Source organism: Pseudarthrobacter arbutini (assembly GCF_054510915.1).
The window spans coordinates 23,950-49,122 of record NZ_JBTNDQ010000018.1; the positions used below are offsets into that span (position 1 = coordinate 23,950).

The following is a 25,173-nucleotide window of genomic DNA, read 5'->3' on the forward strand; positions in this document are numbered from 1 at the left end:
CAGATGCGCGTCGTCAGCGAGGGTGTTCCTAGGACGAGTGCGGCATCTGCGGGCGTCCGGTACGGTGCACGGCAGTCACTGCAGCTTCCTGGCCCACGCGGCCGTGGCCTGCACCCTGCTCTTTGGGGTGCCGGCGTTTGCCGTTTCCGTCCGGCCAGTGGCGTTCGCCGGCCATCGCCGTAGTCACCGCAATGGTGGCCGGGTCCGGCATGGACGGGGTGTCCATGGCTGCCGCGAGATGGTCCGCGACCTCCGGTTCGATCTTTGTTCCAGCATGTTTTTCAGCCATTTTTTCTTCCTTCCGCAATGAAATGAAGTGGTTACCAATAGTAGGTCTGGCGTGCTGTCCTGGCGCTGGATTTACCAGCGGACCTTCTTCTCTGCCGGGCCCTGCTTGCCGCTGACATGCGTGGGCTTGTGGTTCTTGCCGACGCTCTGCAGCCCGGAGTCGCCGCCCCTGGATTTGCTGGCCAGCATGGCCCGCTGCGCTTCGGTCAGCCCGGCCCGGATGCCCTTGGCTTCGGCGTCGTCCTGCGCGGATTCGGGCTGGCTGGGAGTGTTGTTTTCAGTCATTTGGTGGAACCTTTCTGAGGAGAATCAGTGTGTCTGACGAGATCAGCACGGACGGGGCCGGTGGTACCAAGCCGCAGGCGTCCGCCTACTCAAAAATCAGTGTTCCCATGAATCAACAATAGGCAGTTTCAGGCTCGGTTGTGAACCCCCGGTTTCCGGCCCGTACATGGGGCCGGGTGGCGGCCGGAACTGGTGCCCGAACGGCCGTGGCGGCCGTCACTTTTCCGCGCGAATCAGGGGAAAAATGGCACAAAAAATGGGTCGTGAACAAAAAGATTCGGTAACGATGGCGGCGAACCGTCCGAATCCCAATGATGACGGGGCGAGAGCAGCCAAAAGAAATCCCTGAAAACCGGTGGAAACCCTCTCTAAGGAAGGCACTTTACGGTATAAAACTCTCATTTGCCATGGAATCCGCGTAAAATTGAAAGCCTGCCCAGAGCGGGGCAGCTACAAGTCGCAAGCAAATGACCTCCATAGGAGTCGCCCAAATGCCCACAGACCGAAGCACGACCGACTCTTCAGCAGGCGTGAACAACGCCAGCCGACCCAACGAAGCAGCACCAAATAACGCACTCCCAAGTGCGCGTAAACCGAAGATCCTTGCACGCCGCAGGCTCAAAGAGTCCGACGTGAACGTTGTAAACCAGCCCATGCTGAAAAAAGCGCTCGGCGGAACCATCGTGGGTAACACCATGGAGTGGTTCGACGTCGGCGTATTCGGCTACCTGATCACCACCATGGGACCTGTCTTCCTTCCCGAGGCCGACAAGTCCGTCCAGACGCTGTTCCTGCTTGGAACGTTCGCTGCCACCTTCATTGCCCGTCCACTCGGCGGTGTTGTGTTCGGCTGGCTCGGCGACAAGATCGGGCGGCAAAAAGTACTCGCCGCAACACTGATGATTATGGCTGCCAGTACGTTCGCCGTCGGGCTGTTGCCCGGATACGCCCAGATCGGCATCTGGGCCGCTGCGCTGCTGGTAATCCTGAAGCTTGTACAGGGCTTCTCAACCGGCGGTGAATACGCAGGCGCCACCACGTTCGTGAGCGAATACGCCCCGGATAAGCGCCGTGGATTCTTTGCAAGCTTCCTGGACATGGGCAGCTACCTCGGCTTTGCCCTGGGTGCGGCGCTGGTTTCTGTCCTGCAGCTGACCCTTGGCCAGACAGCCATGGAGGAATGGGGCTGGCGCATACCCTTCCTCATTGCCGGCCCGCTGGGCCTCATCGCCATCTACTTCCGGAACAAGATCGAGGAATCCCCTCAGTTCCAGGCCACCCTGGATGCCCAGGAATCCATCGGGCAGGCCGCCGCAGCAGCTGACGTGGACGCCGCCAAGAGTCCGGTCGGAATCGTCAAGGCCTATTGGCGCTCGCTCATCGTGGCCATGATCCTTGTGGCCGCTGCCAACACCGCCGGGTACGCCTTGACGTCCTACATGCCGACGTACCTCACGGAGTCCAAGGGCTACGATCCCGTCCACGGGACACTGCTGACCATCCCCGTGCTGGTCATCATGGCCTTGTGCATCCCGCTGACGGGCAAGCTGTCCGACCGCATCGGCCGCCGGCCGGTCCTCTGGATCGGCGCCATCAGCACCGTGGTGCTGGCTACGCCGGCGTTCCTGCTGATCGGCGTCGGTGACGTCTGGTCCACGCTGGCAGGCCTCTCGCTGATCGCGTTCCCAGTGACGTTCTATGTTGCGAACCTCGCCTCGGCATTGCCCGCACAGTTCCCGACAGCCAACAGGTACAGCGCCATGGGTATCGCCTACAACTTCGCAGTTGCCATCTTCGGCGGCACCACGCCGTTCATCGTGGCCGCGCTGATCACGGCGACCGGCGATGACATGATGCCGGCCTACTACCTCATGGCGACCTCAGCCATCGGGGCTGTGGCCATCTACTTCCTGAAGGAATCAGCCAAGCGTCCGCTGCCCGGCTCCATGCCCAGCGTGGACACCCAGGCAGAGGCCAAGGAACTCGTGGCCACCCAGGACGAGAACCCGCTGATCGACCTGGCCGACATGCCGTTCGAATCCCAGGACGTCACCGATGCCGCGGCTTCCAAGGTTCCGGCCGGAGTCTAGGCACCACAGTTAAGCACCGCAACAACAAACCGGCCTGACCGGGCCGTCTTGTAGCCCGCGCTCAAAGGCCCGTCCCGCGCGCTTTCCTTGGGGGAAGCACGCAGGGCGGGCCTTAGCCGTGCCCGGCGCCGCCCTTCCGGCCGTGCCCACGCGACGCCCTGTGACCCAGCTAATGGTGGCCATTCCGGGGTTCTGCTAATTTTCGAACAAGGGCTTGATTGATAGGTGGTGTTGGCTGTGCGCAGAGTCATGGCCCATGCCCGCACGCTGCACGCCCTGGGCCCGGCAAACAACGACCGGCTCTCGGCCGTTCGGGTTGCCCTCAGCGTGGCAGTGCCCTCGTTGGTACTCCTGGCCATCGGCCGTCCCGAGCTGACCATGTACGCGGTATTCGGTGCCCTGACCGCCATGTATGGACGCTCGGAATCGCACCAGCTTCGCCTCAAGCATCAGGCGCAGGCTGCAGTGGTCCTGGTCAGCGGCATCACGGTGGGCGTGTTCCTGTCCGTCAACCACCTCCACTCCTGGTGGCTGGTGCTGGTTGAGGCCGTGCTGGCCGGCGCCGGTTCCCTGTTCTCCGACAAGGTGCGGCTCAAACCGAACGGACCGTTCTTCGGCATCCTGGCCCTGGGCGCCTGCGCCTCGGTCCCGACGAGCGTGCCGTTCCTGACGGCTGTGCTGATCGGTGCGGCCTCGGCCGCGTTCTCGATCCTGGTGGGCTTCGCCGGCTGGCTGCGCGTCCGGGCCTGGGAGGCGGGTGCCGTGCGGGATGCTCCGCGTCTCAGCGGTGAACTCCGGCAGGCCGCGCTGGTGCACGCCGCCCGCTATGTCCTGGCCGTCGGTGCCGCCGGAACCTGCGGCGTCCTGAGCGGCAGCGGCCACCCGCACTGGGCCATGGCCGCGGCCGCCGTCCCGCTCGCGGGGGCCGACCTGCCCAGCCGCGTCCACCGCGGGATCCACCGCATCGTGGGGACGTTCGTCGGTTTGGCACTGGTCGCCGTCGTACTTTTCCCGGGGCCATTGTCCCCGCTGCAGTATTTCCCCGGCCACACCGCCGCCGTGCTGGCGCTGCTGGTGATCGCATTCCAGTTCCCCACCGAACTCTTCATGGCGCGGCACTACGGCTGGTCCATGGTCTTCTTCACGCCGGTGATCCTGCTCATGACGCAGCTTGCCGCGCCCGTGGACCCGGGCTTGCTGGTCACCGAACGCGCGGTGGAGACCTTTGTGGGCGCCGTGATCGGTATCGCCGTAGTGGTGGCCGTCCGTGCGCCGCGGAGGGCTACTGCTTCGGACGCCGCGGCGGCCCGGAGGTAAACCGCGCCGGCAGCACGCGCGAAATGGCGGCGACCAGTTTGTAGCGTTTGGTGGGGATCGAAACGCCCTTCCCGCGGGCGTTGTCAGCCAGGCCGTCCCGGACCACCTCGTCCGCCCGCAGCCACAGCCAGCGCGGGGCGACCGACTTGTCCACGCCCATGCGGTCGTGGAATTCGGTGTGCGTGAATCCGGGGCACAGCGCCGTGACGTGCACGCCTCTCGGTCCGTAGGCCAGGTTGGCCCAGCGGCTGAAGATGACCTGCCAGCCTTTCGCAGCCGAGTAGCTGCCGCGGTTGGCGAAAGCCGACACGCTGGCCACGTTGATGATCCGGCCGGAGCGCCGCTCCAGCATCCCCTGCAGGGCAGCATGGCAGAGCTCCATGGGGGTCTGCACGTGCAGGCGAAGGTGCCTTTTCTCGTCCTCCAGGGAATTTTTTTCGAACGAATGCAGCAGCCCGATCCCCGCATTGTTCACCAGGACTTCAACCGGCCGTGCAGCGTCCGTGAGGCGCCCGACGACGGCGGCCACGCCGGCGTCGTCCGTCAGGTCGGCGGGCAGCACCTCAGTGGAAACGCTGTAATCACGCTCGAGTTCGTCAGCGATCTGCTGGAGCCGGGCGGCGTCGCGAGCCACCAGCACCATGTGGTGGCCTTCCTGCGCGAGCTGGCGGGCGAACTCCGCTCCCAGCCCTGCGGTTGCCCCTGTTACGAGCGCGGTGGTGGGTGTCTCCATGCGCCCAGACTAGCCGTGTTACGGAGCCGGCGGCTGGTGCAGGCCGAAGGTCGAGCCCTGATCGTCCTTGCAGAGCTTGAATCTTCCGTACTCCGCCCGGTCCTCGTCGCCCAGTTCCGCGCTTTCCGTCGAGCCGCCAAGTTCACGCACACGGGCCAGGGCGGCGTCCATGTCGTCCACCCGGAAGAACAGGTAAGGCACCGCGCCCTTGTCGCCGCCGTGCAGCCCGCCGGGGATGCCGGTGGTGCCGATTATGGACCCGCCCTCGTCGGACGGTCCGGGCCTGAAGTCCCAGCCGAAGAGCGCGCCGTAGAACGCCCGGCCCCGTTCGGGATCTTCGACGCCGATTTCAAAGAACGCTGGTTCGCCGGCCATGGCTTCTCCTTGTCTCGTGGGGTCAGGTGGGTCGAGTGCGGTCCATCGGACGACCCCACCCTAGACCTGCCCGGCACCCCGGTCCAGAGCCAGCCTGCCGTTCAGAGTTTGGAAAAAGTCCTGGGTTTGTGTCGATCCGGTCTCGCGCCGTTCGACCTATGGATGAGAAGGTCGAAGGGCGACCTTCCACAAACCAAGGAGTACGTGATGGCCAAGTACATGTTGATTATGCGGGAAACCGAAGAGTCCCTCGCGAAGTTCACGGACGTCGACTTCGACGAGGCGATGAACGCCATGGGCAAGTTCAATGACGAACTGATCCACGCCGGCATCCTGCTGGCGGCCGAGGGCCTGGAGGATCCGAAGGAGGGCGTTGTGGTCGACTTCACCGGCGAAACACCGGTGGTCACCGACGGCCCCTACGGAGAAACCAAGGAACTGTTCGGCGGCTTCTACATCCTCGATGTGGCGTCGAAGCAGGAAGCCATCGAGTGGGCGAAGCGGGCGCCGCTCACGGCCGGCCGCAAGACCGAAATCCGCCGCGTGCCCACCATCGACGAGTTCCCGCAGGACAACGAATGGATCCAGAAGGAACGCGCCTGGCGCGAGCAGACCGGGCAGCTGTGACCGGGTAGCGCTGACCCGACGGTGAGTGGTGCTGAGGCGCGGGGCGCCGTCGAGGCGGTGTGGCGGATGGAGTCTGCCCGCATCGTCGGCGCCCTGGCCCGCTATACAGGCGACTTCCCGCTGGCCGAGGATCTCGCCCAGGAGGCACTCGCCGAGGCACTCGTCTCCTGGTCAGTCAACGGGGTACCCGCCGAACCCGCCGGCTGGCTGCTCACCACAGGCCGCCGTCGTGCGATTGATACGTTCCGCCGGCGGGCGGCGCGGGACGAAAAGTACGCCCTGCTGGCCAGCGACCTCGCGGCGGAGGAGCCAGGAGCGGACGCCTTGTTCGACCCCGATGCGATCGACGACGACGTGCTCGCCCTGATGTTCATCTCCTGCCATCCGGTGCTGGCCAAGGAAGCCCGGATCGCGTTGACGCTGCGCGTAGTGGGCGGCCTGGGCAGCGACGAGATTGCCAAGGCTTTCCTGGTCCCGGTGGCGACGATCCAGGCACGCATCACCCGTGCCAAGAAGACGCTGGCCGCCGCGCAGGTGCCTTTCGCGGTGCCTGAGCCGCACGAGCGGGCTGAACGGCTCGGCTCGGTGCTCAACGTCATCTACCTGATCTTCACGGAGGGCTCGTTTGCCTCGGGCGGCGCGGAGTGGATCCGCACGGACCTGGCCGGCGAAGCCCGCCGCCTTGCCCGGGTGCTGGTGCGGATCTCGCCGGAGCCCGAGGTGTTCGGGCTGATTGCGCTGATGGAACTCACCGCTGCGCGGTTCCCGGCCCGGCTCGACGCGTCGGGCCGCCCGGTGCTTCTGGAAGACCAGGACCGACGGCGGTGGGACCAGTCCGCGGTCCGGCGCGGACGTGCGGCGCTGGCGCGGGCCGCGGGATCCGGACGCGGGTTGGGTGCGTACGGTCTCCAGGCTTCCATCGCTGAGTGCCACGCGGTGGCTCATTCGGTTGCCGAGACGGACTGGCAGCGGATCGTCATCCTCTACGAAGCCCTCGGCCGGCTGGCCCCGTCCCCCGTCGTCGAACTCAACCGTGCGGTCGCCGTCGCGATGGCCTCCGGCCCGGCGGACGGACTGGAGCTGGTGGAGGCGATCGCTGCACGCGGTGAACTGGCGGGCTCGCACCTTCTTCCCGCGGTCCGTGGCGAGATGCTCACCCGGCTCGGCAGGCGTGACGACGCACGGTCCGCACTCCTGCAGGCCGTGGCGCTGTGCGGGAACGCCGCCGAGCGCGCGGTGCTGCAGCGCAAGGTGGACGAGCTCAGCTGACCCGGGGGTGGGCCGCGGTCCAGCACCGAGCGCGAACGGACACTTAAGCCCCCGCCCTCCCCGCCGAGGTGGCACTTCACAGCAGTGTTGGGCGGCAACTGCCGCGAACTGCCACGAACTGCCACGAACTGCCACCTCGACGACGCTACGCGAACCTGGCGAGCGGGTTGGCGAGCCGGCCGGCCATCTGCAACCCGCCGGACGGGTCCGTGAGGTCAAGCATCTGCTGGTTGTTCCGCAGCTGCAGCCGGTTCAGGCACGACAGTTCAAAGTCAGGGGCGAACAGGTCGTGGCGGGCGAACTGGTCCGCCAGCTCCGGGTGTTCAGCCTGGTAGTCCTGGATGACCCGCGCGGCCGTACCCCAGAACTCCTCCTCGCCGAGTTTCCCGTCCTCCACCAGCAGGGCACCGAGGAAGCGGAAGATGCAGTCGAAGACATCCGTAAAGATGGCCAGCACCTTTTCGCCGTCAGGGATATCAACCTGGATCCTCGATACCTCCTCGGGCAGGTCCAGCCGGCGCCCCATCACCACGATTTCCTCGGCGATGTCCTTCATCACCGCACGGACGGGCACACCGTTATCCAGCACGAGGATCACGTTCTCGCCATGCGGCATAAAGGCGAGTTCGTACCGGTAGAGGCAGTGGACCAACGGGACGAGGTAGGCCTCGAAGTAGCGGCGCAGCCATTCGGAAGGCTCCAGTCCGGAGCGCTCAATCAGGGCAGACACCATCGGTTTGCCGGTCGAATCGACGTGCAGCAGGGACGCCATGGTGGCAAGCTGCTGGCCGTCCTCCAGCAGCGGGAGCGGACTTTCCCTCCACAGCGCGGACAGCATCTTCCGGTACGGCGAGCCCTTGGCGGACGCGGCCTCGTAGTAGCCGTTGTGGTAGCCGATGGCAGCGATTTCGCTGATCATGGCCAGTCCGCGTTTCTGCAGGGCTTCGTCTGACCTGATCAGGTCCTGCAGCCAGTCGTTGATGGCGGGGGTTGCCTTCATGTACTGCGGCGAGAGTCCCCGCATAAAGCCCATGTTCAGTACGGACATCGCCGTCTTGACGTAGCTCTTGGCGGGCGCGGCCGTGTTGAAGAACGTGCGGATGGACTGCTGGGCCTGGTAACTGTCTGCGCCGGTCCCCAGATGGATGATGTGCTGGTGGGCGATTTCGGCAGCGAACGTGACAGTGAGCTTGTTCTCCCACTGCCACGGATGCACCGGCATCAGGAAGTACTGGGCGGGGTCCACACCCTGGGCGGTGAATTCGGTGTCAAAGGACTGCAGCGCGGCGGCGCCGAGCTCGGCCTCCAGGTGGGCGCGGTAGTCCAGTCCGGCGCTGGCGGTGAAGACAGCCTTGCTGCGGTGGACCCCGATCCATTCCAGGCGGACGGGGGCTCCGGTCTCCGGCGCGAACGCCCGGTAGTCACTGATGCCGAACCCCAGCCTGCCGTTGTTGGCCACGAAACACGGGTGGCCCTCCGTCATGCTGCGTTCGATGGCCTGGAAGTCGGCGGCGGGGTCCGTGCCGCCGGTGACTCCTGCCGCGAGTTCCTCGGCGGACGGCTGTCCCAGCCACTGCTTGTAGGAGTGGCCGGCCAGGGTGCTGCTGATCTCTTCAAGGTAGACCGGGAGCATCTCCTCGCGGATGCCCAGAGCGCCCCTGAACTCGGTGATGAAACGCAGGGCGTCCGGGGCCGCATCCTCGCCGCTGCGTGTGCAGTGGATGGAAGCGGCGTCCACCGACCAGTGCTCCAGCTCAAGCACGCGGGCCGTGAACGAGTACGCCGTGAGGCCGTCGTCGCTGCGGACCACGTACACCGCGGGCTCGTCCGGACCCGTGGCACCCCTGCCGGAGCCCAGGCGCTGCGGCTCCAGGATGCGTTCGTGCAGGAATTCTGCAAGCGCCTTGCGGACCAGGTGGCGGTTGGCCGCCGCCCAGCGTTCGGGTGCGAGGTGGGGAACGGTGTTGGCGGTGCTGTCCGGTATTTCGACGACGGCGGGGTCCAGCTCGATGATGGTCACAGTGATGCTCCCTGGAGGATCGGGGTGGAAAGGTCATGGGAATGGACTCGAGGGTGGCCCAGCGCTGCGCGGGCGGCGAGGTAGTCCTGGCGTGTGCAGAAGCTGAGCAGCGCTTCCTTGTCCGGCAGGGTGACAACCCCCGCCGGCTGGAAGCCCAGCCGCTCGTTGAGCACATGGATCTTGGAGTTCCTGGCGTCTGGTTCAACCACCACGCGTTCCACGCCCGGTTTTTCGAACAACCGCTCCAGCACGGCATCCATCACCGCGGCCGTGTACCCCGGTTGGGGATCTCCCGACGGCGGCGCCACCAGCAGGTGCATGCCGATGTCGCCCTCCTGCACGGCATAAATCGCGGCCAGCGGCGAGGCGGCTGGCAGGTATTCCTCCGTCAGGAAGGCGGGGACGCCGTCGTCGTTGATCCCCAGCAAGGCGTGGTGATGCCCCGTTGCCTGGATTTTCGAGTATTCCTCCACAACGCCGTCAACTGTGGAGGACAGCATCCCCCAGAACGACGCGTACGGCTGGGTGACCCAGCTGTGGAGGAGTGGTGCATCGGCAGCGGCGTCAACACAGCGGAACGTGAAGCTCATGCGGACACCTCCACGGTCTGGGTGGGAGCCGGCTCGGCGCTGCGTCCGGCCGGACCGGAGACTGAAGCGGAGACCGGGCCGGCAGCAGTCGGAACACTATTCGGCGCGCCGAACTGCTGGAACGCGATGCTGCGCTCCACGGGATAGACCTCGCGGCCGGTGATCTCACGCAGGATGCACGAGTTGCGGTAGGCGGCCATGCCGAGGTCCGGGGTGACAAAGCCGTGGGTGTGCAGCTCGGCGTTCTGGACGAAAAGTTCGCCGGGTTCGACGCCGGTGCTGTAGTTGCGCGCCACGGCGAACCGGCCGGCGGAGTCCCTGGCAATCCGGTCCTGGATGCCCGCCAGGAAGTCCGGCTCCCGGTAGGTGTAACCGGTGGCCAGGACCACGGCTTCGCTGTCCAGCACATAGTCCGAGCCCTGCTCCTCGTGCCGGAGCTGCAGCGTGTGGGAACCGGTGGCCTGATCCCAAGCGCCGCCGGTGAGCGACGAATGGGTCAGGAGCTGGGTGTCCACCATGCCGGAGAGGCTCTTCGTGTACAGGAGGTCGTAGATGGCGTCGATCAGCTCGGAGTTGATGCCTTTGTACAGGTTCTTCTGGCTCTTGATGAGTCCGTCGCGCTGGTCCTGCGGCAGCCCATGGAAGTAGTCCACGTACTCCGGCGAGGTCATCTCCAGGGTGAGCTTGGTGTACTCCAGCGGGAAGAACCGCCCGGACCGGGTGACCCAGTTCAGCTGGTAACCGTAGGTGTCCATGTCCTGCAGGAGCTCGTAGTAGATTTCCGCGGCGCTCTGGCCGCTGCCGACGATGGTGATGCTGCGCTTGGCCTGCAGCTCACTCTTCCGCGACAGGTAGTCGGCGTTGTGGAGGACGAGTCCCCCGCCGCCGTTCGCAGCCGCCTCGACTATTCCGTCACAGGACGCCGGCACGTATGGCGACGTTCCAGTGCCCAGCACGAGCCGCCGCGCCAGCAGCACCTCAGGCCCGTCCGGACCTTCCACCGAAAGGCGGTACACGCCGGCGTCGTAGGTTATATCCAGCACAGCCGTGCTAAAACGGACGGACCGCAGCTGACCGGCCACCCACTGACAGTACTGGTTGTACTCCGCGCGCAGCGGATAGAAGTTTTCGCGGATATAGAAGCGGTAGAGGCGGCCGGTCTGCTTGAGGAAATTCAGGAACGAATACGGCGAGGTGGGATCGGCCAGCGTCACCAGATCCGCCATGAACGGCACCTGGAGGTGGGCCGGCTCCAGCATCATGCCAGGGTGCCAGTCGAAGGATTCCCGTTGCTCCAGGAAGACGCCATCCAGCCCGTCCACCGGTTCACTGAGGGCGGCGAGGCCGAGGTTGAAGGGCCCGACGCCGATGCCGGCGAAGTCGAAAATGCGCGGTTCGGTGGAGGTGCTCATGCGGACACCTCGCTGGTGCTGGCGCTGGCACTGTCGCTGGCCAGCAACTGCACGCCGGTGCTGCGCAGCAGCTCGATGATCTCGCTGATGTCCTCAAGGGTTGCTTCGGCGTTGAGGAGCGTGAACTTCAGATAGTGCCTGCCGGCCACCTTGGTGCCGGCCACGACGGCCTGCCCGGACGCGAAAACCGCTGCGCGGATGGCCGGATTGAGCGTGTCGGCCGCATCCTCGGAAAGCCGGCCGTGAGCGCCGGTGAGGCCGACATCGGCAAAACCGGCGTCGGTGAGGCCGACATCGGCAAAACCGGCGCCGGCAAGGGCAGCAGCAGTTCCGGGCACACGGGGCCGGTACCGGAAGACCAGTGTGCTGAGCTGCGGAGCGGCGGCGAGCTCAAAGTCGTTGTCGGCCGCCAGCACTGATCCCACCCGGGCGGCGAGATCGATCGCTTCATCAAACAGAGCGCCAATGGCATCCGCGCCCATGATGCGCAGGGTCAGCCACAGCTTGAGCGCGTCAAAGCGCCGGGTGGTCTGGATGCTCTTGTCCACCTGGTTGGGGATCTCGGCCAAGGCGGCGCTTTCCGGGTTCAGGTAGTCCGCGTAGTACGTGACGTGCTGGAGCATGGCGCGGTCGCGGACCAGCAGGGCGCTGGAGCTGACGGGCTGGAAGAACGTTTTGTGGAAGTCCACGGTGACGGAGTCTGCCAGGCGGGTCCCGTCCAGCAGGTGGCGGTAGCGGCCGGAAACCATCAGCCCGCCGCCGTAAGCCGCATCAACGTGGAACCAGGCACCGTAGGCGCGGGCCAGGGCGGCGAGGTCCGCGAGCGGGTCCACCGCACCGAAATCGGTGGTCCCGGCGGTGGCCACAACCGCCATCGGCACCAGCCCGGCGTCGTGGGTTTCCGCCATGGCCTCGGCGAGCGCGGCCGGGTCCATCTTGTGGTCCGCGGCGCATGGGACGGAGATGACGGCGTCGAAGCCCATGCCCAGCATGGACGCGGACTTCTGGATGCTGAAGTGGCTGTCTGCTGACGTGAAAATCCGGAGCTTTTCCAGCAGTGAGGGCAGCCGGAGTCCGGCGTTGGACGGCTCCTGCCGCAGCCCGGCAACGGCGTGGTTGCGTGCGATCAGCAGCGCCTGCAGGTTGGACTGGCTGCCTCCGGAGGTGAACACGCCGTCGGCTTCAGCCCCCAGCTGCAGCCGTTCGGCGGTCCAGTCGATGAGCCGGCGCTCGATCATGGTGGCCCCGGCGCTCTGGTCCCAGGTGTCCATCGAGGAGTTCACCGCGGACAGGATGGCCTCCCCTACCAGCGCCGGGATCACCACCGGGCAGTTCAGGTGTGCCGCGTACTTCGCATCGTGGAAGTAGATGGCGTCCCGGAGGTAGACGGTCTCCAGCTCCTCCAGGGCCGCGGCGGTGTCCGGGAGCGGCTGGTCCAGGTCAACGGCGCCGATGCGCGCCTTCATTTCGGCGGGCCCGACGCCGGTAAAGGGCCGGGTGGTGCGGTCGATTTTGGTGGCCACGGCGTTGACGCCTTGCAGCACCTGCGCCACGTACCGGGTGGAGTTCCTAGTGTTGAACAGATGGTTGGTGGCAGCGAGGGCCAGCTCCACGCGGGAGCCGAAATCCTGCCCGGGCAGGGCTTCGCCCACCCGATTTTCATCCACGTACATCTCATCAACACGGGGCAGCAGCGGCACAGTGGTCATCCTTAGTTCGACGTTGGGGTTGTCTTTAGCAAGGTAAGCCTTACTTAGGTGAACCTTTTCGTCAAACTTTAGTGACTTATTTATCTTAAGCCGCGGGAATACGGGCGTTCTTCAGGTCGCGGGCGCGTCATTGACTGGCCCCGATCGCGAATCGGGTGCAAAATACTCCGCGCGAACGGACACTTGAGGCCCTCCGGAGGGAGTTTCCGGGGGCTTAAATGACCGTTCGCGCTGGTTCGAGGGGGCTTAAATGACCGTTCGCGCTAGTTGTCCGGCCAGTCGATGTGCTGTTCGTAGCCCTCGTGAGCACGGAGGTACCCGGAGATGAAGGGGCAATGCGGGATGATCCGTTTACCCGAAGCCACCACGTCGTCGAGCGCGAAGTGAGCCAGCACCTTGCCCAGTCCCTGGCCCTTGAAGTCCTCGGCGGTGTCGGTGTGGAGGAAATCCACATGTCCGGGCAGGTCCCGGAAGAAGGACTGGACGGCGACCTTTCCGCCCACCCGCAGCTCGTAGCGGTGATGCTCGTCATCCCTGGACAGCGAGACGTCGGGGCTGAACTTGTCCTCGGTGGAAATCATGTTCTCAGTCATGGTTCGACATTGGCACTACTTGGCCCCGCTGGCAATGGCCCGTCAGACTGGCTGCCATCGTGGGCGACGCGTTCGGCACCGACATCGCCGGGGACACGTTCGGGCATCCGGCCCAGCAGCAGGACGGCCAACACAAAGCATGCTGCGCCGCCTCCGAGCAGGCCCAGCGTCAGGCCGTTGAGGGCAGCGTCCGCCACGGGAATGAAGACGACGACGGCGGCCGTCACCACCGCGGCGGCGGGCCGGCCGCGGGTGTGGACAGACGCCGTCGGACGTTCCTCAAGGTGGCCGAACGCGGCCAGCACCGGGAGCAGGAGGGCCACAACCCCCAGGAGGACCAGCGGGCGGGCCCACCACCATTCGGCGGTGCCGGCCGCGGGCTTGGGGAAGTCGGTGAGGAGCAGGAGTCCGGACATGGCCGCGAGCAACGGCAGGTGCCACAGGTACACGGTCATGGAGCGGCTGCCGGCAACCATGACCACCGCGCGGATCCAGCGCACCCCGGAAACCCAGCCGAGCCCCGGCCGGAAAAGCTGGAGCGCGGCAGCCTGGGACACGCCCAGGAGCAGCAGGCAGAGGTTGGGCGGGTTGAGGTTGACCAGCATATTTCCGGAGTAGAGACCCAGGCCGGTGACCAGCCCGAGCAGCAGGTTGGCTGCCAGGATGAGCCCCACCAGGCCGGAGCGCGTGAGCCTGGCGAAGTAACCGTCGGCCATGAGGAAACCAAGCTGCTGCACGGCGCACCACAGGAAAACAAGATTTGCGTAGGCGAGCATGGGCAGGGCTCCGCGGAAGCAGTCGACGGCCACCACGAGTGCGGCCAGGACGGTCATGGTCAGCCAGGGCGCGCGCTCGTGGAACCGGGCCAGGAGCGGGATGTTGAGCTGGGCTGCCAGGTAGGCGGCGAGGAACCATAGGGGCATGCCGGCCCCGGTGGCCATCAACTGGACCACCTGGGGGTCCACGCCGAGCAGGAGCGCCGCCGAAAATCCCAGGAACATCACCGCCAGGAGTGCCGCCGCCGGGCGGACCAGCCGCAGCAGCCGGGCCTGGGCAAACTCGACGCCCGTACCGCCGCGCGCCCTCAGCCGCTGCCACGACTGCAGCCCGGTGGTGCCACCGGTTACGAAGAACAGCGGCATCACCATAAAGATCCAGATGACGGGCACAAACCAGGGCTGATCGCCCAGCGTATTTTCCGAGGTCACGGTGCCGTCCCTTTGTAGGACGGGGCTGACCATCATGCAGTGGCCCACCACCACCAGGGCCAGGCAGACGAACCGGACAAGGTCGATCACCAGGTCGCGCTGGACCGTCTGTTCACCGTGCGGGGCCGGCCCCGGCTCCTTCACACCACTCACGTGCAGTCCCTACATGCGCCGATGCTGTTGTTCACTCAATTGTCCGCCCGTGATGCGCTCCCGGCCAGAAAAGCGTGCTCCCGGCCAGAAACGGGCACAACGTCGCCTCAGCAGTGGTCGCCTCAGGAGCGTCAGTCAGCCAGCAACGGCCAGCAACCCAAGCACGACGGCGAGCATCGGCGTCGTGCCTTGCAGAACCGCGGCGCGGAGGTACTTTTTCCCGCTGAGCGCCAGCACCGCCGCGGCGAGCAGCATGGAGCCGCAGCAGCTGAAGATCAGCGTCCAGCCCACCACGTGCTGCGCCGAACCGTCGGGGCCAAGCGCCACGCAGCCCACCCCGATGAACGCGCCGATGGCCAGGAACAGGTTATAGAAGCCCTGGTTGTAGGCGAGGGGTTTGGTGGTCTCGGCGTCGGCCTGGGAGGCGAGGCCGAAGCGCTTCCACGTGGCCGGTGTGGTCCAGGTGAGGGATTCCATGGTGAAGATGTACACGTGGAGCGCGGCGGCGAGGAAGGCAAAAAGCAGGGAGGCCAGGATCATGTGCTGATCCTAGCCTCCCCAAAACTCAAACGAGCGTCAGCGGGTGAGCATGCCCAGTGCGGACGTGGCGAATTCCCTGGCCGAGGTGTTCCAGTGGCCCAGCAAGCCCTGGAGGTTCTCGCCGTCGGCCCGGTGCGCCGGAAGCTGTTCCTGGAGCGTGGACAGCACGCCGGTGCGGAGCTCGGTATTGAAGTTCACTTTGCCCACGTTCATGGCGGAGGCGTTGACCAGCTCGCCCGCCGGAATGCCGGACGCGCCGTGGAGCACCAGCGGGATGTGGGTCCGCACGGCAATGTCCTGCAGTACGTCCCAGCGCAGCTGCGGCTCGCCCTTGTACTTGCCATGGACGTTGCCCACCGCAACAGCCAGCAGTTCCGCACCTGTCCGGGCCACAAAGTCCTCCACCTGCGCGGAGTCCGTCAGGCCGGCCACGGCCACACCGGCTTCGTCGGCACCGAAGGCCCGGTCTTCGTCGCCGGCCAGTCCCCCGAGTTCCGCTTCTAGCACGACGCCGGCACCGAGCACAGCGCGCGCCTCACGGACCAGCGCAATGTTGTCCTCATACGGAAGGGACGAGCCGTCCGCGAGGACCGAATCCGCCCCCGCGGCGACGGCGTCGGCCATCACCTTGAGGTCCGTCGCGTGGTCCAGCTGGACGGCCACCGGAACGGATGCGGCGTCTGCCAGCCCGCGGAGCGCGGCGATCAGGCGGAGGCCGTTGGACGTGCCGGCCGTTTTGGGGGCCACCAGCAGGATGACCCCGTGGCCGGCGTCCTCGGCCGCGCCCACAACAGCCAGCGCGGTGGTGAAGTCGTAGCAGGTGAAGGCGGGAACGGCCGAGCCCTGCTGGAGGGCGGCGGTGACGAGGTGGTCGAGTCGGGTGCGCATCAGACGCTCAGGCCTCCCACGAGGATCCAGGCCACGTAGGTCAGGATGAAGCCGGCCACGCCGAGGACGGTGGTGAGGACGGTCCAGGTTTTCAGGCCGTCGGATACGGTGAGGCCGTAGTAGCGCACTACGGTCCAGAAGCCGGCGTCGGTGACGTGGGACAGGCCCAGCGAGCCGAAACCGATGGCGATGACGATGACGGCGATCTGCGCCGGCGAGTAGCCGCCTTCCATCACGGCGGAGGTCAGCAGGCCGGTGGTGGTGACGATGGCGACGGTTGCCGAACCCTGGGCTGCACGCAGTGCCAGGGAGATGACGAAGCCGAGAACAATCACCGGCAGGCCGAGGTGGTCCAGCGTCTGGGACAGTGCGGCACCGATGCCGGAGGTCCGCAGGACCTCACCGAACACGCCGCCGGCGGCGACAACCATCAGGATGGACGCGATGGGAGGCAGGGCACCCTCGAAGATCTCGCCGGTTTCCTTCAGGGACCAGTTGCGGCGGACCGCCAGCAGGAAGAAGGACAGGGCCACAGCCACCAGGAGGGCGAAGAACGGGTTGCCGATGAACGCAGCGAGGCCGTACCAGGAGTTGTCCTTGGGGATGGTGAGCGTGCCCAGGGTGCCGATGAGGATCTGCACGATCGGGGCGGCGATGAGGAAGATGATCAGGGCCGGACGCGGCGGGGCGATGCCGACGGCGCCGGGGCCTTCGTGGCCAACCTTGACCAGGGAGTCGGAACCGAATTCGTCCACCTGGGCCTTGACGCCGGGGAGGAGCTCGTACTCCTTGCGGTTCATGATGCTGGCGACCCAGTAGGACAGGAATCCGAGCGGGATGCAGATGAGCAGCGAGATCAGCGTGATGAGCCCGATGTCGGCGCCGAACACGCCGGCGCCTGCCACGATGCCCGGGTGCGGCGGCACGGCGACGTGGATGGAGAGCATAATGCCGGCCATCGGCAGGCCGAACTTGACCGGGTGCACGTTGGCGATCTTCGCAAAGGCGTAGACGATCGGGACGAGCACAATAATGCCCACCTCGAAGAACACGGGGATGGCCACCAGGAAGCCGACGGCGGTGAGCGCCACCGCGACGCGTTTGGCGCCAAGCTTCTCGGTGAAGTGCGCGGCCAACGACTGGACGCCGCCGGAAACCTCGATCATCCGGCCCAGGACGGCGCCGAGCGCGATCAGCAGGGCTACCTTGCCCATGGTTCCACCCACACCGTTGGCGACGACGGTGAAGACGTCCTTCAGCGGGATCTGCGAGGCCACGGCCACGGCGATGCTTACGGTCAGCAGGGCCACAAAGGCCTGGATCTTGAAGCGGATGATCATCACCAGCAGGACGGCGATGCCGATCGCCGCGATGGTGAGGAGCAGCGGAGTACCCAGCTCCACCGCGGGTTTGATGGCGGGGGCGTCGGCCGCCCGCACCATCAGCGAGTTAGTCAGGGGGTTCATTGCGGTGTCTCCTTCGACAAGCCAGTCTTCCAGAAGACGGGCTAGCGGGCGCTGTTTCTTGTGCTTTGTGAACGCGGGAAGATACGACGACGGCGGAGGGGGGACCGCCGTCGTCGTAAGTTTTTTGGGGGTGCTTTAGCCGGGCTGCTTAGGCGGTGCGCTTGGTGGGCGCGACAACCTTGATGACTGCGGAATCGTCGGCGGCGGCGAGGCCCTGGGCCTGGCCCAGGAGGTACAGCTGCTCGGCGGCGGCGGCAACGGGGGCTGCCAGGCCGGCGGCGCGGGTGGCCTTGCCCACGATGCCCATGTCCTTGACGAAGATGTCCAGGCGGGACAGGACCTCTGCGCCTTCCTCGGTGTAGGCCTCGAGGATGCGCGGGCCGCGGTTGGAGAGCATGAACGAACCTGCCGCGCCGGCTTCGAGGGCTGCGAGGGTCTTGGCCTGGTCCAGGCCGAGCGCGTCGGCGAGGGCCATGGCCTCGGCGGCGGCCGCGATGTGGATGCCGCAGAGGAGCTGGTTGACGGTCTTGAGGGCCTGGCCGTCGCCGGGCTTGTCGCCCACCACGGTGAGCGTGGAGGCCAGCAGTTCGAGGGCCGGGCGCGCCTTCTCCTGGGCTTCCGGGGAAGCGCCGACGACGATCAGCAGGTCGCCTTCGCCGGCGCGCTTGGGACCGCCGGACAGCGGCGCGTCCACGAGCTCAACGCCGTATTCGGCGAGGCGTGCCACGGTGGCGGGGATGGCTTCGGTGCCCACGGTGCTGCCGAGGATGACGACGGCACCCGGCTCCAGCACGGAGGCCACGCCGTTCTCGCCGAAGAGGACGTCGTTGAGCTGCTCGCCGTTGCGGACCGCGAGGAGCAGGGCGTCGGCGCCCTTGGAGGCTTCCCGGGCGGAGGCGAAGGTGCGGATGCCGGCTTCTTCGGCGAGCTTCAGGCGCGGCTCGGCGATGTCGAAGCCGTGGACGGTGAGCTCGCTGGCCAGGCGGGTGGCCATGGGCAGGCCCATGGCGCCGAGGCCCAGGACGGTGATGGTGTAGTTGCTGGTCATGGTGTTCTTCCTTGAATACTGGCGGTGGGCCCACGCCGGCGAGGGCCCCGGCCCGAGCTTGCGAGGGTTGGGAGTCGGTGGGGATTAGAAGGTGCTGCTGAGCTTGCGGGTGACGTCGGCGAGGGACTGGTCGTCGCCCACGTTGCCGGCGAACACGATGTACGGGATGCCCTTGGCGGGGCCGTCCACCGGCTCCCAAAGCGAGACGATGCCCGGCAGCATGGGACCGCGGACAATGGCGTGGCGGATTTCCAGGCCGTGGGCGGCGACGTCGGAGGACGTGATGCCGCCCTTGGCGATGACGAACCGCGGTGGGAAGGTCTTGAGGGTCCGGTTCACCACGGCGACGACGGCGGCGGACACCGTGCGCGCGATCCGCAGGCTCGCTGCGGCGTCCTCGGTCTTGATGAGCAGGCGGCTGGTATGGACGATGACGTCTCCCCCGTGGAGTGCCTCCACGACTGTGTCAACGGTCCGGTCGAGGTGGGCGTCCCCGGCGTCGCTGAGGAGCTTCTCGACGTCGATCTCCACGATGCGCGCGGCTCTGTGCTGTTCGGTGAGGGCCTTGAGTTGGCGGGTGGTGACGCCCACGTGGGAGCCCACCACGATCAGGCCGCCGGCCTCGGACGGGGTGTTGCCCGCGTAGGCTTCAGCGCCGGTGAGCTCGGTGCGGATTTCCTGGCCAATCCGTGCGCGGACAAACGGCGGTCCCACGCGGCAGAGGAGCTTCTTGCCGCGCCGTTCGGCTTCTTCCAGGCCCAGGGACAGTGCGCGGAGATCGTTCTCGGTGACGATGTCAGCGACGATCGGCGTGGAGTTGGTGGCGGGCTCGATGGCGTCGGCGATGGCCTTGGCGGTGATCTGCGGATCGGTAGAGGCGCGGATGATGTTCAGGTCCAGGACAATCACGGATTCCGCGGCGAAGCGGCCCCGCGACTTCTCTTCCACGTATTTGGTCATGTCCGAGCTGGCGAAGCCGAAGCTGGCGTCCTTGGCGAATTCGGTCTCGGCCACGGGGGTGAGCTTGCCGGCGTCGTCCCCGGTGCCGCGCATGTAGTGCACGCCGCCGATGGTCACGCGGCCGGCGTCGGGGAAGGCCGGCACCAGCACAACGCCGTCGGTGGCTTCTCCGCTGACGTCAGCAACAGTGGCCGCAATAACGTCGGGCTCCAGCGGGTAGTGGCCACGGAGGGTGGAGTCGCTGCGGCTCACGAACCCCAGCCGCAGCGCATCTGCGGAGCCGGCGGCGGCCAGTGCGTTGCGGACCACTTCCTCGTTGCGGGCTGCGGCTTCTGCTGGGTCCAGGCTGCGGGTATTGGTCAGCACGTACACGGCGAGCTTCGCCTGGCCAAAGGCCCAGATGAAGTCCTCCACTTCCCAGCGGGTGAGCACGGGCAGATCCGCAACGGACTGCGTTCCGGTGGGGTCGTCGTCGAGCACTACGAGCATCCGGGGGGTCTCCGCGCTGGACGCGGCGACGGCGTCGGCAACAAGGCGGGCGGGAATCCGGACTTCGGCCGGGAAGGCGGCCAGGATGTCTGCTTCAAGCGTCACAGTGCACTCCGTTGTGTGGAAATCTCTAAGTATTGGTAACTGTAAGATGTCTGACATCTAACATTTCAAATAGTGTGGCACAGGACATAGGAACGCGCAAGTAGACTTGTCAGACATATCTGGCGACGCCGCAAGGGGGACATATGGCACGGAAATCACTGGTGGGCGTTGTTGCCGACGAACTCCTGGACCGGATCATTGCCGGGGACTTTCCACCCGGATCCAGCGTGCCCGGCGAGCTGGAACTCAGCGCCAGGCACGAGGTGAGCCGGATGACGGTGCGCGAGGCCATGAAAACCCTGGAAGCGCAGCGGATCCTCAGCGTGGAACGCGGCCGCGGCACGTTCGTTAACCCGTTGAACCGTTGGGCTTCGCTGGAAGCTGTCCTGCGCGCCGCGTCAGAGGGACAGAACGAAGCCGCTGCCTCCGTGCAGCTCATTGAACTGCGCCGAATGCTTGAAACCGGGGCGTGCGAACTCGCGGCGGCACGGATCAGCGACGCCGACATCCAGGCGCTGTTCGGCCATGTAGCGGCGATGCGGGCCGCCCATGAGGTCAACGACATTGCCGCCTTCGTGGAGGCTGATCTGGCTTTCCACGACCTGATCCTGCGCGCCTCGGAGAACGTTTTTGTGGCGGTCCTTTTCGCACCGCTGCACCGGGTGCTGGAAAAGCGCCGGGCCGAAACATCGGCCGTGCCAACCATCCAGGAGCACGCCATCGGACACCACCAGAACATCGCCGAGGCGCTGGAATCGCGTAACCCGAGCAGGTCGCGCGAAGCCATGGACCTGCACATGCAACAGACCCTGGATGACCTCAAGAACCTGGTCCTCGAAGCGCCCTGACCAGAGTCCACTCCGAAGTATTGGCTCTGGCCACGCTTCAGAAGTGCCACTAGTGTTCAAGAACGGCCCGCAACCGGGAATCGAAGGCGATCACGAGGAGCGAAGTTGTCCAACCACACGTACAGCATTACTGAAATTGTCGGCACCTCCGAAGAAGGCGTGGACGCGGCAGTCCGCAACGGGATCGCCGAGGCCGCCAAGACCTTGCGCAACCTGGACTGGTTCGAGGTCAAGGAAATCCGCGGTCACCTCGAAGACGGCAAAGTTGCCGACTGGCAGGTACGGATCAAGCTCGGTTTCCGCCACGAAGGCTGACCCTTCCAAGGTCTGAACAGTGATGGCCGCGTCCTTTGGGCGCGGCCATCACTGTTCGGCCATCACTGTTCAGCCATTCGGCACGGCCCTGCCAGGCACTTCCTACAACGAAGGTAGGACTGCCGGTCCTAGGAAAAACAGGGACACGGTCAAGGACTGACTATCGGCGCGAAAGTGCATAGGCTCGTACCGGAGCAGTTCCCGAAAGCGGTTTCCTGCCGGACATCCCGAGCCAGGAACCATCCTTCAGCACTACGAGGAGTACCCATGTCAGAAATCTCGCTGAACAACGGCGTCACTATCCCCCAGCTCGGCTTCGGCGTTTTCCAGGTTCCGCCGGAAGACACCCAGCGGATCGTTGAGGATGCCCTGGCAGCCGGCTACCGCCACATCGACACCGCCGCCGGATACCGCAACGAAGCAGGTGTGGGCGCTGCCATCGCAGCCTCGGGCATTCCGCGCGAGGAAATCTTCGTGACCACCAAGCTCCGCAACGGCGATCAGGGCCGGGCCTGGGACGCATTCCAGGACACCCGCGAGGCGCTGGGTCTTGACTTCGTGGACCTCTACCTCATCCACTGGCCGGTCCCGTCACAGGGCCTCTACGTCCAGGCTTGGAAGGAACTGGAGGCCCTGTATGCCGCCAAGGCGATCCGTGCCATCGGCGTCTCGAACTTCCTCTCTGACCATCTGGACACCCTGCTCGAGTCCACGGACGTCGTACCCGCCGTGAACCAGATTGAACTGCACCCCAGCTACCAACAGGCCAAACTAGCCGCCAAAAGCCGTGCCCTCGGGATTGCGGTGGAGGCCTACAGCCCGCTGGGCCAGGGTGGGGACCTCAACGGAAACGCCGTCACCGCCGTTGCGAAGGCACACGACGCCACCACGGCGCAGGTGGTCCTGGCCTGGCACCTGGCCGCCGGCACCATCGTCATCCCCAAGTCGGTTAACCCGTCCCGTATCCGCGAAAACTTCGCGGCCGCTTCCCTAACCCTGACCGACGACGAGCTCGCCTCCATCACCGCCCTCGAGCGGGGCGCGCGCATCGGTTCCGATCCGGCCGTCGCCGCTTTCACACAGCTGTAGCCAACGCTGACCGAGCCTGCCGGCACCGATTCCGGCGGGCTCGGTCGCCGCGTTCCGCCACGTCCAACCACCAGCGAAGGATCCCTCCGTATGCAGTACACGCACCTGGGCCGTTCGGGCCTGAAAGTTTCCCGGCTTTGCCTGGGCACCATGAACTTCGGCCCGCACACCGACGAGCCTGACGCGCACCACATCATGGATTCCGCCCTGGACGCCGGCATTAACTTCTTCGACACAGCCAACGTCTATGGCGGCAGCGGGCACCGGGGCTGGACCGAGGAAATCATTGGCCGCTGGTTCGCGAAGGGCGGCGAGCGCCGCGAACGGACCGTCCTGGCCACAAAGCTGTACGGCACCATGACGGACCGCCCCAACGAGTCCAAGCTTTCCGCGCTGAACATCCGGCGCGCCCTGGATGCCAGCCTGAAGCGCCTCCAGACGGACTACATCGATGTGTACCAGTTCCATCACATTGACCGGGATACGCCGTGGGACGAGATCTGGCAGGCCATAGAAGTGGCCGTCCAGCAGGGCAAGATCCTCTACTCGGGCAGCAGCAACTTCGCGGGCTGGCACATCGCCCAGGCGCAGGAAGCCGCCCGCCGCCGGAACTACACCGGGCTGGTCAGCGAGCAGTCCATCTACAACCTGTTCCGCCGCGAGGTGGAGCTGGAGGTCATTCCCGCGGCACAGCAGTACGGCCTGGGCCTGATCCCATGGTCCCCGCTGCAGGGCGGGCTGCTGGGCGGCGTCCTGAAGAAGGAACGCGCGGGCGTCCGGCGCACCGAAGGACGTGCTGCCGAAACACTCAAGCAGCACCGGGACCAGATTCAGCAGTTCGAGGATCTTGCGGACGGACTGGGGCACGAACCCGGTGACATCGCCCTCGCCTGGCTGCTGCACCAGCCTGCTGTCACCGCACCGATCGTGGGGCCGCGCACGCAGGAACAGCTCGACGCCGGCATCCGGGCGTTGGAGGTCACGCTTGACGCCGACGCGCTCAAGCGGCTCGACGACATCTTCCCGGGCCACCGGCCGGCACCGGAAGACTACGCATGGTGACTCTGTTTGATCCGGCCGCGTTGGATTCCGCGGCCGACACCGTGGCACCACGGAGCCTCCTCTTCCTGGGCGGCACCGGCGTGATCAGCGCCGCAGCGGCGGAACGCGCCGTCGTACTGGGACACCGGGTGACCATCCTCAACCGCGGCCAATCCGGCAAGCCGGCACCGGACGGCGCAGAGGTCCTGCACGCGGACATCCGCGACCAGGCCGCTGTGCGGGAGGTGCTGCAGGGCAGGGAGTTCGACGCCGTAGCGGACTTTATTGCCTTCACTCCGGACCAGGCGCGGTCCAGTATGGAACTGTTCCGCGGCCGGAGCGGCCAGTACGTGTTCATCAGCACGGCGTCGGCCTACCAGAAGCCGCCCACCCGGCTGCCGATCCTGGAATCCACTCCGCTGAAAAATCCGTTCTGGCAGTATTCACGGGACAAGATCGCGTGCGAGGACCTGTTGTTCGAGGCGTACCGGTCGGACGATTTCCCGGTGACCGTGGTGCGCCCCTCCCATACCTACGACCGCACGCGAGTGGGCCTGGTGGGCGGCTGGACAGATATTCACCGGATGCGCACCGGCCAGCCCGTCATGGTGCATGGTGATGGCACGTCGCTCTGGACGGTGACCCACGCCAGGGACTTCGCGAAGGCCTTCGTGGAACTGCTCGGCAGGCCGCAGGCAGTGGGCGAGAGCTACACCATCACCTCCGACGAATACCTGCCCTGGAACCAGATCTACGGCCTGTTTGCCCGGGCGGCGGGGGTTCCCGATCCCGAGTTGGTCCATGTGCCCTCGGAAACCATCGCCGCACACGGTGCCGGGCACAGCCCCCATCTAGGGCCAAGCCTCCTGGGCGACCGCGCCCACTCCGTGGTCTTCGACAACGCCAAGATCAAAGCCCTGGTGCCTGGCTTTGCGGCCACCATCCCCTTCGCTGACGGGACCCGGGAGATCGTTCAGTGGCATGACAGGCACCCCGAGCTGCAGGTGGTGGACCAATCGTTCATGGATCTGAGTGATCGGCTGATCAGGTGGGCGCGAAGGGCGGCTGACTGACGGCAGTGCCGGAGCGCATCCTGTGGCGCCCCGGCACTAGGCCGGCCGCGGCGCGGTGCTAGGCCTTTTCAACCCACTGGGCCCGCCACTCGGGCGCCTCGAAGGCCTCGCTCCAGTAGGCCGTCTCCTTGGCGATCCTGCCGTCCCGGAATTCGAAGATGAACACCGTTTCGTACCGCGGCCCGTTGTAGTCCAGCAGGGCTTCGGCCACCACCAGGTTCCCGCCGCTCAGCATCCGGCGTGGCGTGATGGTGGGCAGTTGCGGGAAGGCGTTGTAGATTCCCCGCCGGTTTTCCGCCCCGCGCACAAGCTCCCCGGATTGCGGCCAGTGCATCACCGCGTCGTGGTGAAACAGTTCGTCCATGACCTCAATGCGGCGGTCGTTGATGCACTCGATCAGCCGGTTGACCACGTTCTCATTAGCGTTTGCTTCAACCACGATGTTGACCTGATTCCTCGACGATGTTGGGGACGGCTAACTCTTGCATTGTGCTCCTGAAATCCAATATGCACCACGGTGGGCGGCCCCTCTCCCCGCAGGCCTGTGCGCTCCTGCCCAGTTGCTTGTGGCCAACCTGCCGACATGCCGTGGCGCGGAGCGGTTTTGCCGGCCTCGTCCCGGAGTAACCGGGCTGGAGCGCA

Annotated in this window: 25 protein-coding genes; 9 read left to right on the forward strand and 16 right to left on the reverse strand. The window is 66.0% G+C overall.

Annotated elements, in window-relative coordinates; translation table 11 throughout:
* Nucleotides 1–28 precede the first annotated feature (28 nt).
* On the reverse strand, nucleotides 29–289 hold the full coding sequence (locus tag ACX80V_RS18455; protein ID WP_485844377.1) for a hypothetical protein: 261 nt from the start codon (nucleotides 287–289) through the stop codon (nucleotides 29–31).
* A gap of 71 nt (nucleotides 290–360) precedes the next feature.
* On the reverse strand, nucleotides 361–573 hold the full coding sequence (locus tag ACX80V_RS18460; protein ID WP_056347939.1) for a hypothetical protein: 213 nt from the start codon (nucleotides 571–573) through the stop codon (nucleotides 361–363).
* 491 nt (nucleotides 574–1,064) lie between these two features.
* Between ACX80V_RS18460 and ACX80V_RS18465 the strand changes: the two genes are divergently transcribed.
* Together ACX80V_RS18465 and ACX80V_RS18470 are read left to right on the forward strand one after the other, a co-directional pair.
* The gene (locus ACX80V_RS18465; RefSeq protein ID WP_485844378.1) at nucleotides 1,065–2,663 is read left to right on the forward strand and encodes an MFS transporter; all 1,599 of its coding nucleotides are present in this window, start codon (nucleotides 1,065–1,067) and stop codon (nucleotides 2,661–2,663) included.
* Between the two features lie 237 nt (nucleotides 2,664–2,900).
* The gene (locus ACX80V_RS18470; RefSeq protein WP_485844379.1) at nucleotides 2,901–3,980 is read left to right on the forward strand and encodes an FUSC family protein; all 1,080 of its coding nucleotides are present in this window, start codon (nucleotides 2,901–2,903) and stop codon (nucleotides 3,978–3,980) included.
* Here the strand turns inward: ACX80V_RS18470 and ACX80V_RS18475 are convergent.
* Both ACX80V_RS18475 and ACX80V_RS18480 read right to left on the reverse strand, forming a co-directional pair.
* A complete protein-coding gene (locus ACX80V_RS18475) occupies nucleotides 3,946–4,713 on the reverse strand; it encodes an SDR family NAD(P)-dependent oxidoreductase (RefSeq protein ID WP_485844380.1) in 768 nt (255 codons plus the stop codon). The genes ACX80V_RS18470 and ACX80V_RS18475 overlap by 35 nt on opposite strands.
* 18 nt (nucleotides 4,714–4,731) lie before the next feature.
* Nucleotides 4,732–5,088: a VOC family protein gene (locus ACX80V_RS18480; protein ID WP_485844381.1), complete on the reverse strand. Its 357-nt coding sequence runs from the start codon at nucleotides 5,086–5,088 to the stop codon at nucleotides 4,732–4,734.
* A gap of 207 nt (nucleotides 5,089–5,295) precedes the next feature.
* Here ACX80V_RS18480 and ACX80V_RS18485 point away from each other — a divergent pair, with 207 nt between their 5' ends.
* Both ACX80V_RS18485 and ACX80V_RS18490 read left to right on the forward strand, forming a co-directional pair.
* Nucleotides 5,296–5,715, forward strand: coding sequence for a YciI family protein (locus ACX80V_RS18485; RefSeq protein WP_485844382.1), 420 nt, complete (start codon nucleotides 5,296–5,298; stop codon nucleotides 5,713–5,715).
* A 21-nt stretch (nucleotides 5,716–5,736) separates the two neighbouring features.
* The gene (locus tag ACX80V_RS18490) at nucleotides 5,737–6,984 is read left to right on the forward strand and encodes an RNA polymerase sigma factor (protein WP_485844383.1); all 1,248 of its coding nucleotides are present in this window, start codon (nucleotides 5,737–5,739) and stop codon (nucleotides 6,982–6,984) included.
* A 145-nt stretch (nucleotides 6,985–7,129) separates the two neighbouring features.
* Here the strand turns inward: ACX80V_RS18490 and ACX80V_RS18495 are convergent, their stop codons facing one another.
* From ACX80V_RS18495 to ACX80V_RS18545, 11 genes are all read right to left on the reverse strand, one after another.
* Complete coding sequence (locus tag ACX80V_RS18495) at nucleotides 7,130–9,004, reverse strand: IucA/IucC family protein (RefSeq protein WP_485844384.1); 1,875 nt, start codon at nucleotides 9,002–9,004, stop codon at nucleotides 7,130–7,132.
* A complete protein-coding gene (locus ACX80V_RS18500) occupies nucleotides 9,001–9,594 on the reverse strand; it encodes a GNAT family N-acetyltransferase (protein ID WP_485844385.1) in 594 nt (197 codons plus the stop codon). Before ACX80V_RS18500 ends, ACX80V_RS18495 begins: the two co-directional genes overlap by 4 nt.
* Nucleotides 9,591–11,006 (reverse strand): lysine N(6)-hydroxylase/L-ornithine N(5)-oxygenase family protein, encoded by a 1,416-nt coding sequence (locus ACX80V_RS18505; RefSeq protein ID WP_485844386.1) that lies wholly within the window; start codon nucleotides 11,004–11,006, stop codon nucleotides 9,591–9,593. Before ACX80V_RS18505 ends, ACX80V_RS18500 begins: the two co-directional genes overlap by 4 nt.
* Nucleotides 11,003–12,679 carry a pyridoxal phosphate-dependent decarboxylase family protein gene (locus ACX80V_RS18510; RefSeq protein ID WP_485844443.1) on the reverse strand — a complete coding sequence of 559 codons (1,677 nt, stop codon included), beginning with the start codon at nucleotides 12,677–12,679 and terminating at the stop codon, nucleotides 11,003–11,005. Before ACX80V_RS18510 ends, ACX80V_RS18505 begins: the two co-directional genes overlap by 4 nt.
* A 299-nt stretch (nucleotides 12,680–12,978) precedes the next feature.
* Entirely contained in the window at nucleotides 12,979–13,308 is a 330-nt protein-coding gene (locus ACX80V_RS18515) for a GNAT family N-acetyltransferase (protein WP_248763105.1), read from the reverse strand.
* Nucleotides 13,305–14,669 (reverse strand): acyltransferase family protein, encoded by a 1,365-nt coding sequence (locus tag ACX80V_RS18520; protein ID WP_485844387.1) that lies wholly within the window; start codon nucleotides 14,667–14,669, stop codon nucleotides 13,305–13,307. Before ACX80V_RS18520 ends, ACX80V_RS18515 begins: the two co-directional genes overlap by 4 nt.
* A 135-nt stretch (nucleotides 14,670–14,804) precedes the next feature.
* Entirely contained in the window at nucleotides 14,805–15,209 is a 405-nt protein-coding gene (locus ACX80V_RS18525; RefSeq protein WP_485844388.1) for a DUF1304 domain-containing protein, read from the reverse strand.
* Nucleotides 15,210–15,245: 36 nt separating this feature from the next.
* Nucleotides 15,246–16,097, reverse strand: coding sequence for a class II fructose-bisphosphate aldolase (locus tag ACX80V_RS18530; RefSeq protein ID WP_485844389.1), 852 nt, complete (start codon nucleotides 16,095–16,097; stop codon nucleotides 15,246–15,248).
* Nucleotides 16,097–17,563, reverse strand: a complete 1,467-nt coding sequence (locus ACX80V_RS18535) for a GntP family transporter (RefSeq protein ID WP_485844390.1) — start codon at nucleotides 17,561–17,563, stop codon at nucleotides 16,097–16,099. Before ACX80V_RS18535 ends, ACX80V_RS18530 begins: the two co-directional genes overlap by 1 nt.
* A gap of 148 nt (nucleotides 17,564–17,711) precedes the next feature.
* Nucleotides 17,712–18,611, reverse strand: coding sequence for an NAD(P)-dependent oxidoreductase (locus ACX80V_RS18540; protein WP_248763110.1), 900 nt, complete (start codon nucleotides 18,609–18,611; stop codon nucleotides 17,712–17,714).
* 84 nt (nucleotides 18,612–18,695) lie between these two features.
* Nucleotides 18,696–20,165: a four-carbon acid sugar kinase family protein gene (locus tag ACX80V_RS18545; protein ID WP_485844391.1), complete on the reverse strand. Its 1,470-nt coding sequence runs from the start codon at nucleotides 20,163–20,165 to the stop codon at nucleotides 18,696–18,698.
* A gap of 143 nt (nucleotides 20,166–20,308) precedes the next feature.
* On the opposite strand from ACX80V_RS18545, the gene ACX80V_RS18550 reads away from it, so the two are divergent.
* The 5 genes from ACX80V_RS18550 to ACX80V_RS18570 all read left to right on the forward strand — a co-directional run bounded on the left by ACX80V_RS18550 (nucleotide 20,309) and on the right by ACX80V_RS18570 (nucleotide 24,531).
* Nucleotides 20,309–21,013 carry a FadR/GntR family transcriptional regulator gene (locus tag ACX80V_RS18550; RefSeq protein ID WP_248763112.1) on the forward strand — a complete coding sequence of 235 codons (705 nt, stop codon included), beginning with the start codon at nucleotides 20,309–20,311 and terminating at the stop codon, nucleotides 21,011–21,013.
* 105 nt (nucleotides 21,014–21,118) lie between these two features.
* Nucleotides 21,119–21,328 (forward strand): dodecin, encoded by a 210-nt coding sequence (locus ACX80V_RS18555; RefSeq protein WP_056347910.1) that lies wholly within the window; start codon nucleotides 21,119–21,121, stop codon nucleotides 21,326–21,328.
* 267 nt (nucleotides 21,329–21,595) lie between these two features.
* Entirely contained in the window at nucleotides 21,596–22,417 is an 822-nt protein-coding gene (locus ACX80V_RS18560; RefSeq protein WP_485844392.1) for an aldo/keto reductase, read from the forward strand.
* A 90-nt stretch (nucleotides 22,418–22,507) separates the two neighbouring features.
* Nucleotides 22,508–23,479 carry an aldo/keto reductase gene (locus tag ACX80V_RS18565; protein ID WP_485844393.1) on the forward strand — a complete coding sequence of 324 codons (972 nt, stop codon included), beginning with the start codon at nucleotides 22,508–22,510 and terminating at the stop codon, nucleotides 23,477–23,479.
* Nucleotides 23,476–24,531, forward strand: coding sequence for an NAD-dependent epimerase/dehydratase family protein (locus ACX80V_RS18570; RefSeq protein ID WP_485844394.1), 1,056 nt, complete (start codon nucleotides 23,476–23,478; stop codon nucleotides 24,529–24,531). Before ACX80V_RS18565 ends, ACX80V_RS18570 begins: the two co-directional genes overlap by 4 nt.
* A gap of 58 nt (nucleotides 24,532–24,589) precedes the next feature.
* Here ACX80V_RS18570 and ACX80V_RS18575 read toward each other — a convergent pair whose 3' ends face one another.
* Nucleotides 24,590–24,970 (reverse strand): nuclear transport factor 2 family protein, encoded by a 381-nt coding sequence (locus ACX80V_RS18575; RefSeq protein ID WP_485844395.1) that lies wholly within the window; start codon nucleotides 24,968–24,970, stop codon nucleotides 24,590–24,592.
* Between the last annotated feature and the right edge of the window lie 203 nt (nucleotides 24,971–25,173).

Excerpts from the sequence above, each read along its gene's own strand:
- ACX80V_RS18455 (WP_485844377.1), bottom strand. The coding sequence starts at position 289 with ATGGCTGAAAAACATGCTGGAACAAAGATCGAACCGGAGGTCGCGGAC.
- ACX80V_RS18540 (WP_248763110.1), bottom strand. The coding sequence starts at position 18,611 with ATGACCAGCAACTACACCATCACCGTCCTGGGCCTCGGCGCCATGGGC.
- ACX80V_RS18510 (WP_485844443.1), bottom strand. The coding sequence starts at position 12,679 with ATGTACGTGGATGAAAATCGGGTGGGCGAAGCCCTGCCCGGGCAGGAT.
- ACX80V_RS18465 (WP_485844378.1), top strand. The coding sequence starts at position 1,065 with ATGCCCACAGACCGAAGCACGACCGACTCTTCAGCAGGCGTGAACAAC.
- ACX80V_RS18565 (WP_485844393.1), top strand. The coding sequence starts at position 22,508 with ATGCAGTACACGCACCTGGGCCGTTCGGGCCTGAAAGTTTCCCGGCTT.
- ACX80V_RS18550 (WP_248763112.1), top strand. The coding sequence starts at position 20,309 with ATGGCACGGAAATCACTGGTGGGCGTTGTTGCCGACGAACTCCTGGAC.
- ACX80V_RS18525 (WP_485844388.1), bottom strand. The coding sequence starts at position 15,209 with ATGATCCTGGCCTCCCTGCTTTTTGCCTTCCTCGCCGCCGCGCTCCAC.
- ACX80V_RS18530 (WP_485844389.1), bottom strand. The coding sequence starts at position 16,097 with ATGCGCACCCGACTCGACCACCTCGTCACCGCCGCCCTCCAGCAGGGC.
- ACX80V_RS18505 (WP_485844386.1), bottom strand. The coding sequence starts at position 11,006 with ATGAGCACCTCCACCGAACCGCGCATTTTCGACTTCGCCGGCATCGGC.
- ACX80V_RS18485 (WP_485844382.1), top strand. The coding sequence starts at position 5,296 with ATGGCCAAGTACATGTTGATTATGCGGGAAACCGAAGAGTCCCTCGCG.
- ACX80V_RS18560 (WP_485844392.1), top strand. The coding sequence starts at position 21,596 with ATGTCAGAAATCTCGCTGAACAACGGCGTCACTATCCCCCAGCTCGGC.
- ACX80V_RS18480 (WP_485844381.1), bottom strand. The coding sequence starts at position 5,088 with ATGGCCGGCGAACCAGCGTTCTTTGAAATCGGCGTCGAAGATCCCGAA.
- ACX80V_RS18515 (WP_248763105.1), bottom strand. The coding sequence starts at position 13,308 with ATGACTGAGAACATGATTTCCACCGAGGACAAGTTCAGCCCCGACGTC.
- ACX80V_RS18535 (WP_485844390.1), bottom strand. The coding sequence starts at position 17,563 with ATGAACCCCCTGACTAACTCGCTGATGGTGCGGGCGGCCGACGCCCCC.
- ACX80V_RS18475 (WP_485844380.1), bottom strand. The coding sequence starts at position 4,713 with ATGGAGACACCCACCACCGCGCTCGTAACAGGGGCAACCGCAGGGCTG.
- ACX80V_RS18500 (WP_485844385.1), bottom strand. The coding sequence starts at position 9,594 with ATGAGCTTCACGTTCCGCTGTGTTGACGCCGCTGCCGATGCACCACTC.
- ACX80V_RS18460 (WP_056347939.1), bottom strand. The coding sequence starts at position 573 with ATGACTGAAAACAACACTCCCAGCCAGCCCGAATCCGCGCAGGACGAC.